General features: G+C 73.4%; 12 protein-coding genes. 8 read left to right on the top strand and 4 right to left on the bottom strand.

Annotated features, from left to right (window positions below; translation table 11 throughout):
* Window positions 1-58 precede the first annotated feature (58 nt).
* The 3 genes from AB0399_RS14000 to AB0399_RS13990 all read left to right on the top strand — a co-directional run bounded on the left by AB0399_RS14000 (window position 59) and on the right by AB0399_RS13990 (window position 6107).
* A complete protein-coding gene (locus AB0399_RS14000) occupies window positions 59-2215 on the top strand; it encodes a protein kinase (protein ID WP_366411444.1) in 2157 nt (718 codons plus the stop codon).
* Window positions 2216-2517: 302 nt separating this feature from the next.
* Complete coding sequence (locus AB0399_RS13995) at window positions 2518-4155, top strand: succinic semialdehyde dehydrogenase (protein ID WP_329365711.1); 1638 nt, start codon at window positions 2518-2520, stop codon at window positions 4153-4155.
* Between the two features lie 107 nt (window positions 4156-4262).
* Window positions 4263-6107: a GMC family oxidoreductase gene (locus AB0399_RS13990; RefSeq protein ID WP_329365709.1), complete on the top strand. Its 1845-nt coding sequence runs from the start codon at window positions 4263-4265 to the stop codon at window positions 6105-6107.
* Window positions 6108-6442: 335 nt separating this feature from the next.
* On the opposite strand, the gene AB0399_RS13985 is transcribed toward AB0399_RS13990, so the two are convergent.
* The gene (locus AB0399_RS13985) at window positions 6443-6709 is read right to left on the bottom strand and encodes a chorismate mutase (protein ID WP_366411443.1); all 267 of its coding nucleotides are present in this window, start codon (window positions 6707-6709) and stop codon (window positions 6443-6445) included.
* A gap of 398 nt (window positions 6710-7107) precedes the next feature.
* Between AB0399_RS13985 and guaA the strand changes: the two genes are divergently transcribed.
* A complete protein-coding gene (gene guaA, locus AB0399_RS13980; RefSeq protein WP_366411442.1) occupies window positions 7108-8709 on the top strand; it encodes a glutamine-hydrolyzing GMP synthase in 1602 nt (533 codons plus the stop codon).
* Between the two features lie 195 nt (window positions 8710-8904).
* Entirely contained in the window at window positions 8905-9474 is a 570-nt protein-coding gene (locus AB0399_RS13975) for a DoxX family membrane protein (protein WP_366411441.1), read from the top strand.
* Here AB0399_RS13975 and AB0399_RS13970 read toward each other — a convergent pair.
* Together AB0399_RS13970 and AB0399_RS13965 are read right to left on the bottom strand one after the other, a co-directional pair.
* On the bottom strand, window positions 9416-9643 hold the full coding sequence (locus AB0399_RS13970; protein ID WP_329365702.1) for a hypothetical protein: 228 nt from the start codon (window positions 9641-9643) through the stop codon (window positions 9416-9418). The two genes, AB0399_RS13975 and AB0399_RS13970, sit on opposite strands and share 59 nt — an antisense overlap.
* On the bottom strand, window positions 9640-11109 hold the full coding sequence (locus AB0399_RS13965) for a PspC domain-containing protein (protein WP_366411440.1): 1470 nt from the start codon (window positions 11107-11109) through the stop codon (window positions 9640-9642). The genes AB0399_RS13970 and AB0399_RS13965 overlap by 4 nt, the downstream gene beginning before the upstream one ends.
* A 156-nt stretch (window positions 11110-11265) precedes the next feature.
* Here AB0399_RS13965 and AB0399_RS13960 point away from each other — a divergent pair, with 156 nt between their 5' ends.
* On the top strand, window positions 11266-12567 hold the full coding sequence (locus AB0399_RS13960; protein ID WP_329365699.1) for a PspC domain-containing protein: 1302 nt from the start codon (window positions 11266-11268) through the stop codon (window positions 12565-12567).
* Window positions 12564-13247: a response regulator transcription factor gene (locus AB0399_RS13955; protein WP_328468210.1), complete on the top strand. Its 684-nt coding sequence runs from the start codon at window positions 12564-12566 to the stop codon at window positions 13245-13247. The genes AB0399_RS13960 and AB0399_RS13955 overlap by 4 nt, the downstream gene beginning before the upstream one ends.
* A 43-nt stretch (window positions 13248-13290) precedes the next feature.
* On the opposite strand, the gene AB0399_RS13950 is transcribed toward AB0399_RS13955, so the two are convergent.
* Window positions 13291-13608, bottom strand: a complete 318-nt coding sequence (locus tag AB0399_RS13950) for a hypothetical protein (protein WP_329365696.1) — start codon at window positions 13606-13608, stop codon at window positions 13291-13293.
* A gap of 275 nt (window positions 13609-13883) precedes the next feature.
* Between AB0399_RS13950 and AB0399_RS13945 the strand changes: the two genes are divergently transcribed.
* Entirely contained in the window at window positions 13884-14915 is a 1032-nt protein-coding gene (locus AB0399_RS13945; protein ID WP_366411439.1) for a hypothetical protein, read from the top strand.
* The last annotated feature ends 8 nt before the right edge of the window (window positions 14916-14923 follow it).

The following is a 14923-nucleotide window of genomic DNA, read 5'->3' as shown; positions in this document are numbered from 1 at the left end:
CTGACCGTTTCGGGTGCGCGGGCGGATGAGCGAACGGGCGGGCCGGAAGGGGGGCGCCGTGGAGGAGTACGCAGGACGGGTGCTCGCTGAGCGCTACCGGCTGCCCCGGCCGCCCGCCGACGAGTTCGAACTCGTCGAGAGCCGCGCCTTCGACACCTACAGCGGCCAGGAGGTCCTGGTCCACCAGGTGCTGCTGCCCGAGGTGGTCAGCGCCGACTCCGGCGAGGAGGGCCCCGGCGGGTCCGACGGCGCCGGGGGGCTGGACGAGAGCGCCCGGCGCGCCCTGGAGGCGGCCCGCACCGCGGCCGCCATCCCCGACCACCCGCGGCTGGTCCAGGTCTTCGACATCTTCGTCGAGGACGGCAGCCTGTGGATCGCGAGCGAACTGGTGTCCGCCCGGTCGCTGGCCGCGTTACTCGCCGAGCGCCCGCTGGACGCCTACCGCGCCGCCGAGGTCGCCTCCGACGTGCTGACCGCGCTGCGCGCCCTGCACGCCACCGGCTGGACGCACCGCAACGTCACCGCGAGCACCGTGCTGGTCTGCGACGACGGCCGCGCGATGCTCGCCGGCCTGGCCGCGGGCGCCGCCCAGGAGGCGCTGTGCGGATACGACCCGGTGCCCGAGCAGGTGCTCGCCGGCGGCACCGACGCGGACCCCGACGACTGGCACGGCCCGCGGTCCGCGCTGGAACAGGAGCGGGCCCGGCAGAACCGCATCACCGTGGTCGGCGCCGTCACCGAGCGCTGGGCGCCCGAGCAGGCGCACGAAGTGCACGAGAACTGGCGGCTGTCCCCGCCGGTCGGCCCGGCCGCCGACCTGTGGGCGCTCGGCTCGCTGCTGTTCCGCAGCGTCCAGGGCCACCCGCCCTTCCCCGAGGAGAGCGCGGCCGAACTCGTCCAGCTGGTCTGCGCGGAGCCGCCGGCCTTCGCCGAGGAGTGCGGCCCGCTGCGGCCGATCGTGGAATCGCTGCTGCGCCCGGACCCCGAGGAGCGGCCGGAGGCCGAGGAGCTGGGCGGCTGGCTGCGCTCGCTGATCCGCTCCGCGCCCGAACCCGACCTCGGCGTCAGCACCGTGCAGGTGCCCACCGACCCGGCGAAGCTGCCGGTGAAGCGGCGCCGGGGCGAACTGGTCCGGCGGCGCCGGCGGAAGGCGGCCGCCGAGGAGGCCGGCGCCCAGCACCGCAGGCACGCCCGCGGCAAGCAGGCCAAGGTGGGCCGCCCGCCGAAGCCGCCCAAGCCCGCCAAGCTGCCGAAGGCGCCCGGTGCCACGACCGCCCTCGGGATGTCCGGCACCGGTCCGGCCCCCGCCGCGCCGGTCGCGCCGGCCGCGTCGATGGAAGCGACCCGCCCGGCCAAGGCGGCCCGGCAGCCGCGCCCGTCCGTGCCGGCCCAGCCCACCGCCGGCCGTAGCGGCCCGCGCACCGCGGCCCGCCCGCACATCCACGAGGAGGACGTCGTCTACCGGCGTCCCGACGGCAGCGACGACTCGCCGCGCCGGCTCGGGGTGCGGCTGCTGATCGCGGTGCTGGTGATCCTCGCGGCCGCGGTGGCGTACGCCCTGCTGGTGATGCCGCACCGCGGCGACTCCTCCGACGGCGCGAAGGCCGACCGCAGCGTGCCGGCCCGGATGCCGAACCCCGGTGCGGGCAAGGGCGACGGCAAGGGGGACGCTTCCACGGCGCCGTCCACCGGCACCTCCGCGCCCGCCGGCAAGTCCCCGACCAAGCCCGCGAAGACGGCGCCCGCCTCCCCGTCGGGACCCGCGCTCGGCCCCGGCTACGCGCTGCGGCACGACACGGCCGGCTTCTCCGTCGCGGTGCACACCGGCTGGCAGCGCTCGAGCCCCAACGCCCAGGACGAGGTCACCTACTCCGGCGACGACCTCCAACTCACCGTGGTCCCCGGCCGAGACAAGTCCTCCGCGCGCGGCACCGACCCGGTCGCCTACCAGCTCAACGAGCCGGAGCTGTCCGACTTCCGCTCCTCGTCCTGGTCCTCCGCGTCGGGCCTGCAGTCCCTGACGCTCGACGGCCACCCGGCGGCCGAGGGCGAGTACACCTACCGCAACTCCAGCGGCCAGGGCGTGTACGCGCGGAACCTCGCCATCCTGATCGACGGGAAGTACCACATCGTGCTGGTCACCGGCCTGGACAACCAGCGGGCGGCGGTCCAGCAGGCGTTCGACAAGGCCGTCCAGACCTACACCGCGAACTGACCCCGGCCCGGCCCCCAGGCCCGACGGTCCGTCAGCCCGCCGCCCGTTCGCGGTCCCGCTCGTTCGCAGGTCCGTGCGTGCGCCCGCCGCCGGTCGTTCGCCTGCCGTCCTTCCGTTCGCCCGCCGGACCGCCGTCCGTCCGTTCGCCCGCCGGACCGCCGCCCATCCGCCCGCCTGTTCGACCGTGCTGACCTGCGAAGATCACCACGATGCCATTGCGCGCTGGCGTGGTTGCAGAAGTCACGGAGAAAAAAGCTACTGATGGGTACCCACGGCGGGCCGGTCGCCGTACCCTCACCGGCATGACGGATTCGCCGGAAAGCGTGACACGCAGTGCCTCCCTCACCGACGGCAGCACCGACAACCCCGTCGCGCCGCAGCCCGCCACCGCACGCGGCCCGCGGGATGTCGTCACCCCCGACCTCGTCGCCCGGCTGACCCGGGGCGTGCTCGGCTCCGGCCGCACCGCCGGCCACACCCCGCTGACCGGCGACAAGCTCGCCGACCTGCCCGAAGCCACCCCGGACGACGTCGCCGAGGCGTACCGCCGCGCCCGCGCCGCCCAGACCGGCTGGGCGGCGACCTCCGTACGCGAGCGCGCCCGGGTGCTGCTGCGCTTCCACGACCTGGTGCTCGCCCGGCAGGCCGAAGTCCTCGACCTGATCCAGCTGGAGACCGGCAAGGCGCGGCTGCACGCCCACGAAGAGGTGCAGGTGGTCGCGATGGCCGCCCGGCACTACGGCTTCAAGGCGCCCGCCTACCTCAGGCCGAAGCGGCACACCGGCGCCGTGCCCACCCTCACCAAGGCGCTCGAAGTGCGCCAGCCGCGCGGGGTGGTGGGGCAGATCGCGCCCTGGAACTACCCGCTGGAGCTGTCCGTCGGCGACGCGCTGCCCGCCTTCGCGGCGGGCAACGCGGTGGTGATGAAGCCCGACACCGAGACCGCGCTGACCGCGCTGTGGGCCCGCCGGCAGCTCATCGAGGCCGGGCTGCCCGAGGACGTCTGGCAGATCGTGATCGGGGACGGCCCGGTGGTCGGCCCCGCGGTGGTCGAGCACGCCGACTACGTCTCCTTCACCGGCTCCACCCGCACCGGCCGCGAGGTCGCCCAGCGCGCCGCCGCCCGGCTGGTCGGCGCCTCGCTCGAACTCGGCGGCAAGAACGCCCTGCTGGTGCTGCGCGACGCCGACCTGGACCGGGCCGCGGCCGGCGCGGTGCGGGCCTGCTTCGCCTCCGCCGGGCAACTGTGCATCTCCATCGAGCGGTTGTTCGTGCACGAGTCGGTCGCCGACGCCTTCACCGCGAAGTTCGTCGAGCTGACCCGCTCGCTGCGGCTCGGCACCGCGCTGGCGTACGGCGCGGGCATGGGCTCGCTGGTCGGGCCGCGGCAGCTCGACGTGGTCACCCGGCATGTGGACGAGGCCCGGGAGAAGGGCGCCACGGTGCTCACCGGCGGCCGCCCGCGCCCCGACATCGGCCCGTACGTCTACGAGCCGACGGTGCTGACGGGCGTCGAGGCCCCGATGGCGGTGTGCGCCGAGGAGACCTTCGGCCCGGTGGTGTCCGTCTACCGCTTCCACGACGAGGACGAGGCGGTCGAGCGCGCCAACGCCACCGAGTACGGCCTCAACTCCAGCGTGTGGACCCGCGACGTCCGCCGCGGTACCGCGCTCGCGGCCCGGCTGCGCTCCGGCACGGTCAACGTCAACGAGGCGTACGCGGCGGCCTACGGCAGCGTGCGGGCGCCGATGGGCGGCATGAAGGACTCCGGGCTCGGCCGCCGGCACGGCTCGGAGGGCATCGTGAAGTACACCGAGGCGCAGACCATCGCGGTGCAGCGGCTGATGCCGATGGGCCCCGCGTTCGGCATGAGCGACGAGAAGTACGCGGCGCTGCTCAACGCCTCGCTGCGGCTGATGAAGGGGCTGCACATCCGCTGAGCGCGGCCCGGCTCCCGACGTGCGCCGGCTCCCGACCGCGCCGGTATCCGACGTGATCCGACCCGACCCGACCCCGCTCGACGACCGATCACCCTCCGGAGGACCAGGTGGCACAGGAAGACGGCTACGACTACGACGTCATCGTCGTCGGATCGGGCTTCGGCGGTGCGGTGTCCGCGCTGCGGCTGACCGAGAAGGGCTACCGGGTCGGCGTGCTGGAGGCGGGCCGCCGCTTCACCCGCGAGGAGCTTCCGAAGAACTCCTGGGACGTGCGCAACTACCTGTGGGCGCCGTCGCTCGGCCTCTACGGCATCCAGCGCATCCATGTGCTGGGCAAGGTGCTGGTGCTGGCCGGCGCGGGCGTCGGCGGCGGTTCGCTGAACTACGCCAACACGCTGTACGTCCCGCCGGCCGCGTTCTTCCAGGACCGGCAGTGGGGCGCGATCACCGACTGGCAGCAGGAGCTGGCGCCGTACTACGACCAGGCCAAGCGGATGCTCGGGGTGCGGCTCAACCCGACGATGACGCCGTCCGACGTCCATCTGAAGTCCGCCGCCGAGAAGATGGGCGTGGGGGAGAGCTTCCACCTCGCGCCGGTCGGGGTGTTCTTCGGCGACGGGCGGGACGCCTGCGGCGGCGAGGGAGCCGGCGGCGCGGGCGACGGGACCGGCGGGCCGGGCGCGGCGCCCGGCGAGGAGGTCGCGGACCCGTACTTCGGCGGCGCCGGGCCGCGCCGGCGGGCCTGCGTCGAGTGCGGCGAGTGCATGACCGGCTGCCGGCACGGCGCGAAGAACACGCTCAACGAGAACTACCTCCACCTCGCGGAGCGGGCCGGCGCCGAGATCCGGGCGATGACCACCGTCGTCGAGCTGGCCGACGACCCGGCGGGGGGCTACCGGGTCACCACCGTGCCCACCGACCGGCGCAGGAAGGGCGCCCGCGGCGTGCTGCGGGCCCGCCAGGTGGTGGTCGCGGCCGGCACCTACGGCACCCAGACGCTGCTGCACGCCATGCGGGACTCCGGCCGGCTGCCGCGGATCTCGGCCCGGCTGGGCGAGCTGACCCGGACCAACTCCGAGGCGCTGGTGGGCGCGCAGACCTCCGCGTCCCGCTACCGCAAGCGCCACCCGGACCGCCCGCTGGACTTCACCCGGGGCGTGGCCATCACCTCGTCGGTGCACCCGAACGACCACACCCACATCGAGCCGGTCCGCTACGGCCGCGGCTCCAACGCGATGGGCAACCTGTCGATCATGGCCGCGCCGTACCGCGGGAAGCTGCCGCGCTGGGCGGAGTTCGCGGTCAACTACCTGCGGCACCCGGCGGTCGCGTTCCGTTCGCTGTCGAATTTCCGATGGTCGGAACGGACGATCATCGGACTGGTGATGCAGACCAGCGACAACTCGCTGACCACCTACCGCAAGGACAAGGGCCTGGGCAAGGGGCTGCTGACGGCACGTCAGGGCCACGGTGCCCCGAACCCCGTGCACATCCCCGAGGGCGCGCGGGCGGCCGAGCTGATCGCCGAGGAGATCAACGGCTTCGCGGGCAGCAACGTCGGCGAGGCCACCGACCGGCCGATGACCGCGCACTTCCTGGGCGGCTGCCCGATCGGCGCGGACGCCGACCACGGCGTGATCGACCCGTACCACCGGCTGTTCGGGCATCCGGGCATCCATGTGGTCGACGGCGCCGCGGTCTCGGCGAACCTCGGCGTCAATCCCTCGCTGACGATCACCGCACAGGCCGAACGGGCGATGTCGCTGTGGCCGAACAAGGGCGCGGCGGACCCGCGGCCGTCCCAGGGCGAGGCGTACCGCAGGATCGCCGCGGTCGAGCCGGAATCCCCGGCGGTGCCGGCGGACGCGTTCGGCGCGCTGCGGCTCACGCTGCTGCCGATACCCCGAGTTCCTCGGGCGGAAGAAGCGCCGCGGGTGCCCAAAACGCCCTGAACACGCTGTAATGTGTCACTCGCAGAGCGGCCGGTCCCGGGCGTCCCCGGGAACCGACCGCCTCTTTAGAGTCGTGACCGGGCTGCTGTCCCCTGCCGTCCGGCCACTCGCACCGATGCGAGGTCCCACGGCGGCCACATTGCCGCGGCCGCCTCATCGCACCGGCTCACACCCCGCCTAGCTGCGTCTAGGCGGTGTCCATTTCCACGCGTGGTGTTGGGTTACCGCCCCTGGCTGGCACGGACATCACCTCCAACGAAGGGGCCGTCGGCCGGTCACGTGCCGTTCGGGTGATCCCCCTCGAAAGGGGAACCTCGCCCGTCGCGGTCATACCGTCATACCCGGCCCCGGCCCAGTTCCAGCAGGGTCATCGCGAGCGCGGTGCCGGGGCGGCCGAGGGTGTCGCCGTACGCCCGCAGCACCTCCATCTCGCGGGCCAGGTGCAGCCGCCGGCCGCCGGCGCCCATCCGGGCCCGCTGCACCTCCTGCGACACCGCGGCGCGCTGCTGGACGAGTTCGATGATCCGCGCGTCGAGGTCGTCGATGCGCTGCCGGGCCTCGGCGATGATCTGCTCGGTGTCGGAGGGAAGGGTCTCGGTCACGGTCTGCTCCTCGGGTCGGTGGCACGTCGGTCACGACCCGGGCCGCGGTCCGGGGAAACGACAGGCGCCCCGGGCCGAGTGGCCCGGGGCGCCTGGAGGTCGCTTGCGTCAGCTCACGCGACGCGACCATGGCAGCCGGACCAGCCGGTGCCATAGGTAAACGCGAAGGTGTGCGTGTGCATGGCGCCCAGTATGGACCACCGACCGGGTGCGCGCGCAAGGCGGTGCGCGGGCGGTGCGGCGGCGGTGCGGTGGGGGCTGCGTCGGACGGTGTGGCGCTGGGCGCGCGGGGCGGGGCGGCGGGCGGAAGCGGTGGGGGCGGCGGGCGCCGTCGGGGGAGCCGCCCGGCGCTGGGTAGACTGGCGGCACACTCCCGCACCCTCGCCGGAAGGCCGCCCGTGTCCTCAGCGACCCCAGCCGACCCCGCTCCCGACGCCGCCGCCACCGACACCGTCCTGGTCGTGGACTTCGGCGCGCAGTACGCCCAGCTCATCGCCCGCCGGGTGCGCGAGGCGCGGGTCTACAGCGAGATCGTGCCCTCGTCCATGCCGGTCGCCGAGATGCTGGCGAAGCGGCCGAGCGCGATCATCCTGTCCGGCGGCCCCTCGTCGGTCTACGCACCGGGCGCGCCCAGCCTGGACCGCGAGCTGTTCGAGGCCGGAGTACCCGTCTTCGGGATGTGCTACGGCTTCCAGCTGATGGCCACCTCACTCGGCGGCACCGTCGACAACACCGGCGCCCGCGAGTACGGCCGGACCGCGCTCGAGGTCTCCAAGCCCGGCTCCACCCTCTTCGAGGGCACCCCCGCCCAGCAGTCGGTGTGGATGTCCCACGGCGACGCCTGCTCGGCCGCGCCCGACGGCTTCACCGTCACCGCGAGCACCGACGTCGTCCCGGTCGCCGCGTTCGAGAACGACGAGAAGCGGCTGTACGGCGTGCAGTACCACCCCGAGGTGATGCACTCCACACACGGCCAGCAGATCCTGGAGCACTTCCTCTACCGCGGCGCCGGCATCAAGCCGGAGTGGACCACCAGCAACGTGGTGGACGAGCAGATCGCCGCGATCCGCGCCCAGGTCGGCGACCGGCGGGCGATCTGCGGACTGTCCGGCGGGGTGGACTCCGCGGTCGCCGCCGCGCTGGTGCAGCGCGCCATCGGCGACCAGCTGACCTGCGTCTACGTCGACCACGGCCTGATGCGCAAGGGCGAGACCGAACAGGTCGAGAAGGACTTCGTGGCCGCCACCGGGGTGCGGCTGAAGGTCGTCGACGCCTCCGAGCGGTTCCTCGCCGCGCTCGCCGGGGTGTCCGACCCGGAGCAGAAGCGCAAGATCATCGGCCGGGAGTTCATCCGGGTCTTCGAGCAGGCGCAGGCCGAGATCATCGCCGAGGCGCCGGACGACCAGCCGGTGGAGTTCCTGGTGCAGGGCACCCTCTACCCGGACGTGGTGGAGTCCGGCGGCGGCACCGGCACCGCCAACATCAAGTCCCACCACAACGTGGGCGGCCTGCCCGAGGACCTCCAGTTCGCTTTGGTCGAGCCGCTGCGCAAGCTCTTCAAGGACGAGGTGCGGATGGTCGGGCAGGAGCTCGGCCTGCCCGACGAGATCGTCCAGCGGCAGCCGTTCCCCGGCCCGGGCCTCGGCATCCGTATCGTCGGCGAGGTCACCAGGGACCGCCTCGACCTGCTGCGCGAGGCCGACGCCATCGCCCGCGAGGAGCTGACCGCGGCCGGCCTGGACCGCGACATCTGGCAGTGCCCGGTGGTGCTGCTCGCCGACGTCCGCTCGGTGGGCGTCCAGGGCGACGGCCGCACCTACGGCCACCCGGTGGTGCTGCGGCCGGTCTCCTCCGAGGACGCCATGACCGCCGACTGGTCCCGGCTGCCGTACGACGTGCTGGCCCGGATCTCCACCCGGATCACCAACGAGGTCGCCGACGTGAACCGGGTCGTGCTCGACGTCACCAGCAAGCCGCCGGGCACCATCGAGTGGGAGTGAGCGGGCACCGCCCCCGTACGGTCTCGCGCCAGGGGGCGGTCCGCTGCGGCAGCAGGTGCGGCGGCCGGTGCGGCGGGCCGGGAAATGTCCCGCCGGGTTGAGTCACAGCCCGCCGGTATACGTATGACCCCCTGACGCCGCTGCAACGGAAGACGACTTCCACCCCACCAAGAGCGGCGGGAGAGGCGGGAGACGATGCTGGAGATGTGGCGGGAGACCGCACGTCGCTACGCACTGCTGCCGTTGCGGATCTTTCTCGGTGTGACGTTCACCTACGCCGGGCTCGACAAGCTGACCAGCAACACCTTCTTCACCGACTCGGCGAACGGCTCGCTGCTGCAGACCCTGCACGGCGTGCGGGACTCCGCGGCGATCCCGGCCATGGTCGACCTCGCGCTGAAGGCGCCGCACGGCTTCGGATACGCGATCGCGCTCGGCGAGCTGGCGGCCGGTCTCGGCGTGCTCTTCGGGCTGCTCGGCCGGGTCGCCGCGCTCGGCGGCGCGCTGATCTCGCTGAGCCTGTGGCTGACCGTGAGCTGGTCCACCACGCCCTACTACTACGGCAACGACCTCGCCTACCTGATGGCATGGCTGCCGCTGGTGCTGGCGGGCACGCCCTACCTGTCGATCGACCTGCTGATCAGGAAGCGGCGCACCGGTGCGGGCGCCGGCGCCGCCGTCGCCGGGGCGGCCGGGTCCGCGGCGGCTACCGCCGAGGGGATCGACGCTTCCGCAGGGCCCGTACGGTCCGCACCCCCTGCGTGACGACCCCCGTCGCCACCACCAGGCCGAGGCAGGTGCCCGCGACGGGGATCGACAGGTTGGGGTCCGAGAGGTTCCCCACGCCGGCCACGTCGAGGAAGAAGGCCACCGCCAGGCCGATCAGGACCAGGCCCATCACCAGGGCGGTCGGTTCAAAACGGTGCCGCTTCACCGGACCACCCGCAGATCTCCGACGCCGACCTTGACCGTGAGGTCGATGGTGCCGGTCGACGGGGTGCCCGGCCTCGGGCTGTAGACCTCGGTGTCGTGGGTGCCGCTCCTGATGTTCACTCCGCTGTGGCTCTTTCCCGGCAGCAGCACGTCGCCGACGCCGATGTGGTAGGTCAGGACCACCGTGGCGTTCGGCGGCAGCTTCACTTCTGCCTCGCCCACGTGCACGTCCAGCCGGGTGCTGACCGTGCGGTTGCCCAGGGGCACGGTCCGCAGGTCGAGGACGCCGTCGCCCGCGCCGCGCACGTACGACGGTTGGATCGCGGTCGCGGTGGCCGGGGTCCAGCGGCTGGTCCACCCCTCCTGGTCCTTCGGCAGCGAGGCGGCGCCGATCAGGCCGGCGATGGTCAGCAGCGACCAGAACGCGGTCAGGCCGCGCGGCCGCCCCGCGAAGGACGCGATCAGGTAGGCCACGCCGAACACGCCCAGCGCGGACGCCAGTCCGATCTCCACGCTGCTGCCCACCGACGTCCGGTGCACCGCCACGCAGGTGCCCACGCCCGCGGCCGTCGCCGCCAGCAGGAAGGCCACCAGGCCGAACGGCCACTGGCGTTCCTTGCGGGTCTTCCTCTTCCGCTCCCGCCACGCCTGCCGGTCCGCCGCCTGGTACGGCCCGTCGTCCGGGCCCCACAGGTAGGGCGGCGCCTTCGTCAGCGGGTCGCGCCACCAGGACGGGGCGCTGCCGGGCTCGGGCGGCGCCTGCGCGGCGGGCGGTGCGTCGGCGACGGCGCTCGCCGCCGCGAGCGGGGTCTCGCCGGCCGCCTGCATCCTGGTCCGCTGCTGCGACCAGTACACGGCGGCCACGGTGGCGGCCAGCAGGATCAGGGAGAACGCCTGGTTGGCGCCGTTGCCGAGCATCGAGGCGTACAGACCGCAGCCGACCAGTGCCATCAGCACGGCGGTCAGCGGCGCCCCCTCGATCCGGCCGGAGAGCAGGCGGTGCGCCTCGCTCTCCTCCTCGTCCTCCTGCGGGATGACCAGCCAGCCCAGGCCGTAGATGATCAGACCGATGCCGCCGGTCAGCGCGAGGACGGCGAGCACGATACGGAAGATGACCGGGTCGACGCCGAAGTAGCGGCCCGCGCCGTGGCAGACGCCGGCCAGCACCTTGTCCTTGCCGTGGCCGCGCCGGAGTTGCGGGCGGCTGTCGTCGGAGGTGCCCTCGCCGTCGCCGTCCTTGCCGTCGTCCCCGTGCGAGGCGCGGGTGCTGCCGGACCGCGTGCCGGTGTCCGTGCCGCCCGCGTCGGTGCCGCGGTCGTCCCGGGTCGCGCCGGCCGGCGGCGGGGCCTCGTCCGCGGGCGAGGGGGGCGGCGCACCGGCGCCCTCGTCCCGAACCTCGCCGCGGACCTCGTCCCGGTCCGTGGCCCGGTTACGGGCCGCGCTCGTCTCGGTGGGGTCGTCGGTCATGGACACCATGGTCGCCCGTCCGCCGCCGTACCGGCACCCGCCCCGACCCTGGTACGACCCTGATCCCGCCCCGGACGCTCCCTGGGGGTCGGGCCGGGCAATCCTCGGGGGTTCACCCTGATGCCCGCGAGGACGTGCTTGTGTGACGATCGGGGTATGTCAGCCAGCACCCCGCCGCCGCCCGGACCGTCCGGCGGCGTCTCCGGAGCGTCCTTCCTCACCCCGCCCGAACCGGCGGGGTCCGGTGTGCGCAAGCTCTACCGCAGCTCCGAGGGCCGGATGGTCGGCGGGGTGGCGCGCGGGCTGGCCGGCCACCTCGGGCTGCCCGTGCTGTGGGTACGGGCCCTGTTCGTGCTGCTCGCCGTCTTCAACGGCATCGGCATCCTGCTCTACGCGGTGTTCTGGTTCTTCGTGCCGCTCGGCGTCGGCGGTGTCTCCGAGGCCAAGGAGCCGCGCGACGCCCGGTCCTGGCTGGCGGGCAAGCGTCCGGACAAGGGCCAGATCATGGCCCTGATCGCGCTGGCCGGCGGCACCGGCATCCTCGTGGACAACCTCAACCTCGGCGCGGCCAACCGCGCGGTGTGGCCGCTGCTGCTGATCGGCGCCGGCGTCGCGCTGGTGTGGCGGCAGGCCGACAACGCCCGCAAGGCGCGCTGGGTCGAGATGAGCCACGGCAAGCGGTTCTGGCCGCTGGTACGGGCCGCGGGCGGCATCGTGCTGGTGATCGCGGGGGTGACCGGCTTCATCGTGGTGCGCGGTTCCGGCAGCCACCTCGGCGGCATCCTCCAGGCCGCGCTCGCCGTGCTGGTCGGGGTCGCGCTGATCGCCGGGCCGTATCTGGTGCGGATGACGCAGGACCTGTCCGCGGAGCGGCTGATGCGTATCCGCGCCCAGGAGCGCGCGGAGGTCGCCGCCCACGTGCACGACTCGGTGCTGCACACGCTCACGCTGATCCAGCGGCACGCGGAGGAGCCGCGCGAGGTGGCGCGGCTGGCCCGGGCCCAGGAACGCGAGTTGCGCGCCTGGCTCTACCGCCCCGAGGGCACCGGCCGCGACGACGAGCCGACCACGCTCGCCGACGCCGTACGGGCCGCCGCCGCGGAGGTGGAGGACGCGCACGGCGTGCCGGTGGAGGTGGTCTGCGTCGGCGACTGCCCGCTCGACGAACGGCTGGCGGCGCAGATGCAGGCCGCGCGCGAGGCCATGGTCAACGCGGCGAAGTACGGTGGCGACGGCGCGGTCCAGGTCTACGCCGAGGTCGAGGAGGCGAAGGTGTTCGTCTCCGTACGCGACCACGGTCCCGGTTTCGACCTCGACCAGGTTCCCGGCGACCGCATGGGCGTAAGAGAATCGATCATCGGACGGATGCGGCGCAACGGCGGCGAGGCCCGGTTGCGGGCCGCGCCCGGCGGCGGCACGGAAGTCGAACTCGAGATGGAGAGGGTGGCGGTGGCATGACTACGCCCACGGGAGACGAACGACGGGTCCGGGTGGTCCTCGTCGACGACCACCGCATGTTCCGCACCGGGGTGCAGGCGGAGATCGGCGTCACCGCGGAGACCGGGGTCGAGGTGGTCGGCGAGGCGGCCGACGTGGACCAGGCGGTCACCGTCGTCAACGCGACCCGGCCGGAGGTGGTGCTGCTCGACGTCCACCTGCCCGGCGGCGGCGGGGTGGAGGTGCTGCGGCGGTGCGCGGCGCTCAGCGCGGACCCGGACCGGCCGGTGCGCTTCCTCGCGCTGTCGGTGTCCGACGCGGCGGAGGACGTGATCGGCGTCATCCGCGGCGGCGCGCGCGGCTACGTCACCAAGACCATCACCGGGCCCGACCTGGTCGACTCGATCTTCCGGGTGCGCGACGGCGACGCGGTCTTCTCGCCCCGGCTGGCCGGCTTCGTGCTGGACGCCTTCGCCTCCACCGACGCCCCGCCCGTCGACGAGGACCTGGACCGGCTCACCCAGCGCGAGCGCGAGGTGCTGCGGCTGATCGCCCGCGGCTACGCCTACAAGGAGATCGCGAAGCAGCTGTTCATCTCGGTGAAGACCGTCGAGTCGCATGTCTCCGCGGTGCTGCGCAAGCTCCAGCTCTCCAACCGGCACGAGTTGACGCGCTGGGCGACCGCCCGGCGGCTGGTCTGAGCGCGCGGGTCGCGAAGAGCGGGCCGGGCCGGGCGGCGACGGCTCACTCGTCCTCGTCGGTGGGCCAGACCAGGACGTAGTTGGGGGTGTGCGCGGTGCGCTCCTCCACCGGGGTGTGCACGGAGTCCATGGGGACGTCGTCCGGCACCGCGCAGCGGCTGAGGTGGATGCCGGTCAGGCACCCGTCGCACCAGAAGGACGCGTAGCCGACGCGGTCGGCGGGCAGACCGCAGAAGGTCAGATTCAGCTCGCGGGCACCGCAGTTGGGACAGCGGACGTCCGGCGCCGTGCGCGGCAGCCGGTCGTAGCGCTGCTGGAAGGCTGCCATCCAGTCGCCCCAACTCGCCTTCAGGGCTTGCATCGGTGGTTCTCCCGTCGGGTCGGCTCATCGGGCGAGCGTAGACACTACGCCGGTGCGGGGCGGCGACGGTCGGAATGCCCGAACCGTGACCTTCGGCGGCGCGGGGAACGGCGATTGGTCCTTTATGTCGGACAAGTTCTCACAGAAACTTCACAGCTCGTGCAACGTGTGCGGGCGCGGGCCCGTCAAGCAGGGTGAGCCACAAGGCTCTTGATTCCTCTCGTCACGGCGGCCGGGCCTCCCGGCCGCCGTGACGCTGCTCAAGCGGAGAATCCATGCGTATACGCGCAACCGCGGCCGTCGCAGTCGTCTCGGGCGCACTGGCCCTGACTGCCGTCGCGATCCCGGCCGCACAGGCGACCGGCGCTTCCGGCGCTTCCGGCGCTTTTCCGGCCCACGGCGGCTGGGCGTCCGTCCACCGGTTCGCGGTGGGCACCTCGGCCGCCGGGCCGGAGGCCAGGTCCGCCGCCAAGCCTGCGGTGAAGGAAGCCACTTCGGCCGCGACTTCGGCCGCTGCCTCGGCCGCGACCGCCGCCGCCGAGCCGTACCCGCTCGCCGTGACCTTCTCCCAGCTCAAGGTCGACAACGGCAAGCCGGCCGTGGTCGTCGGCACGACGAACACGGTGCACGTGCCCTTCAGCTTCACCCTCACCGCCACGAACGTCGACGTCCGCGCGGCCGACTTCTACGCCGGCGTCGACCTCTACCGCGGCTCGGCGAACACCCCGAGCAACGACCTGTTCGGTGACAACCCGCCGAAGTGCAGCGTCACTTCCTCCACCAGCTCCGCGAACTCCGTGGTCACGGTGGAGAGCTGCAAGGGCACCGTGGACATCTACCCGGGCCAGGACCTCACCTTGAAGGACCCGGGCACGGGCTGGCACTCGGTGGCCTGGGCGGTCGCGCTCAACGGCCAGGACGGCGACAACCCGGACCCGAGCAAGATCGGGCAGGCCGCGCTCACCGGCCAGCACGCGCCGGCCATCCAGCGCTACGCGACGCTGACCGCGAGCGCCAAGCCGAAGCCGGTGAAGAAGGGCGGCACCGTGACCGTCACCGGCAAGCTCAGCCGCGCCAACTGGGACACCCACAAGTACGCCGGCTACACCGGCCAGCCGGTCAAGCTGCAGTTCCGCAAGAAGAACAGCAGCACCTACACCACGCTCAAGACGGTGAAGACCGACAGCCACGGCAACCTGAAGACCACCTACAAGGCGACGGCCGACGGCTACTGGCGGTTCTCCTTCGCCGGCACGTCGACCACCCCGGCGGTCTCGGCCGCGGGCAGCCACGTCGGCCTCAAGTGAGCAGCGCG

This window comes from Streptomyces sp. NPDC088194 (assembly GCF_040702025.1).
In the GTDB taxonomy this organism is placed as follows: domain Bacteria; phylum Actinomycetota; class Actinomycetes; order Streptomycetales; family Streptomycetaceae; genus Actinacidiphila.
This window is presented reverse-complemented; position numbering and strand designations above follow the sequence as displayed.

Bases quoted from the DNA above. Each gene is read 5' to 3' on its own strand.
- AB0399_RS13995 (WP_329365711.1), top strand. From the start codon at position 2,518: ATGACGGATTCGCCGGAAAGCGTGACACGCAGTGCCTCCCTCACCGAC.
- AB0399_RS13975 (WP_366411441.1), top strand. From the start codon at position 8,905: ATGCTGGAGATGTGGCGGGAGACCGCACGTCGCTACGCACTGCTGCCG.
- AB0399_RS13965 (WP_366411440.1), bottom strand. From the start codon at position 11,109: ATGACCGACGACCCCACCGAGACGAGCGCGGCCCGTAACCGGGCCACG.
- AB0399_RS13960 (WP_329365699.1), top strand. From the start codon at position 11,266: ATGTCAGCCAGCACCCCGCCGCCGCCCGGACCGTCCGGCGGCGTCTCC.
- AB0399_RS13955 (WP_328468210.1), top strand. From the start codon at position 12,564: ATGACTACGCCCACGGGAGACGAACGACGGGTCCGGGTGGTCCTCGTC.
- AB0399_RS13950 (WP_329365696.1), bottom strand. From the start codon at position 13,608: ATGCAAGCCCTGAAGGCGAGTTGGGGCGACTGGATGGCAGCCTTCCAG.
- AB0399_RS13945 (WP_366411439.1), top strand. From the start codon at position 13,884: ATGCGTATACGCGCAACCGCGGCCGTCGCAGTCGTCTCGGGCGCACTG.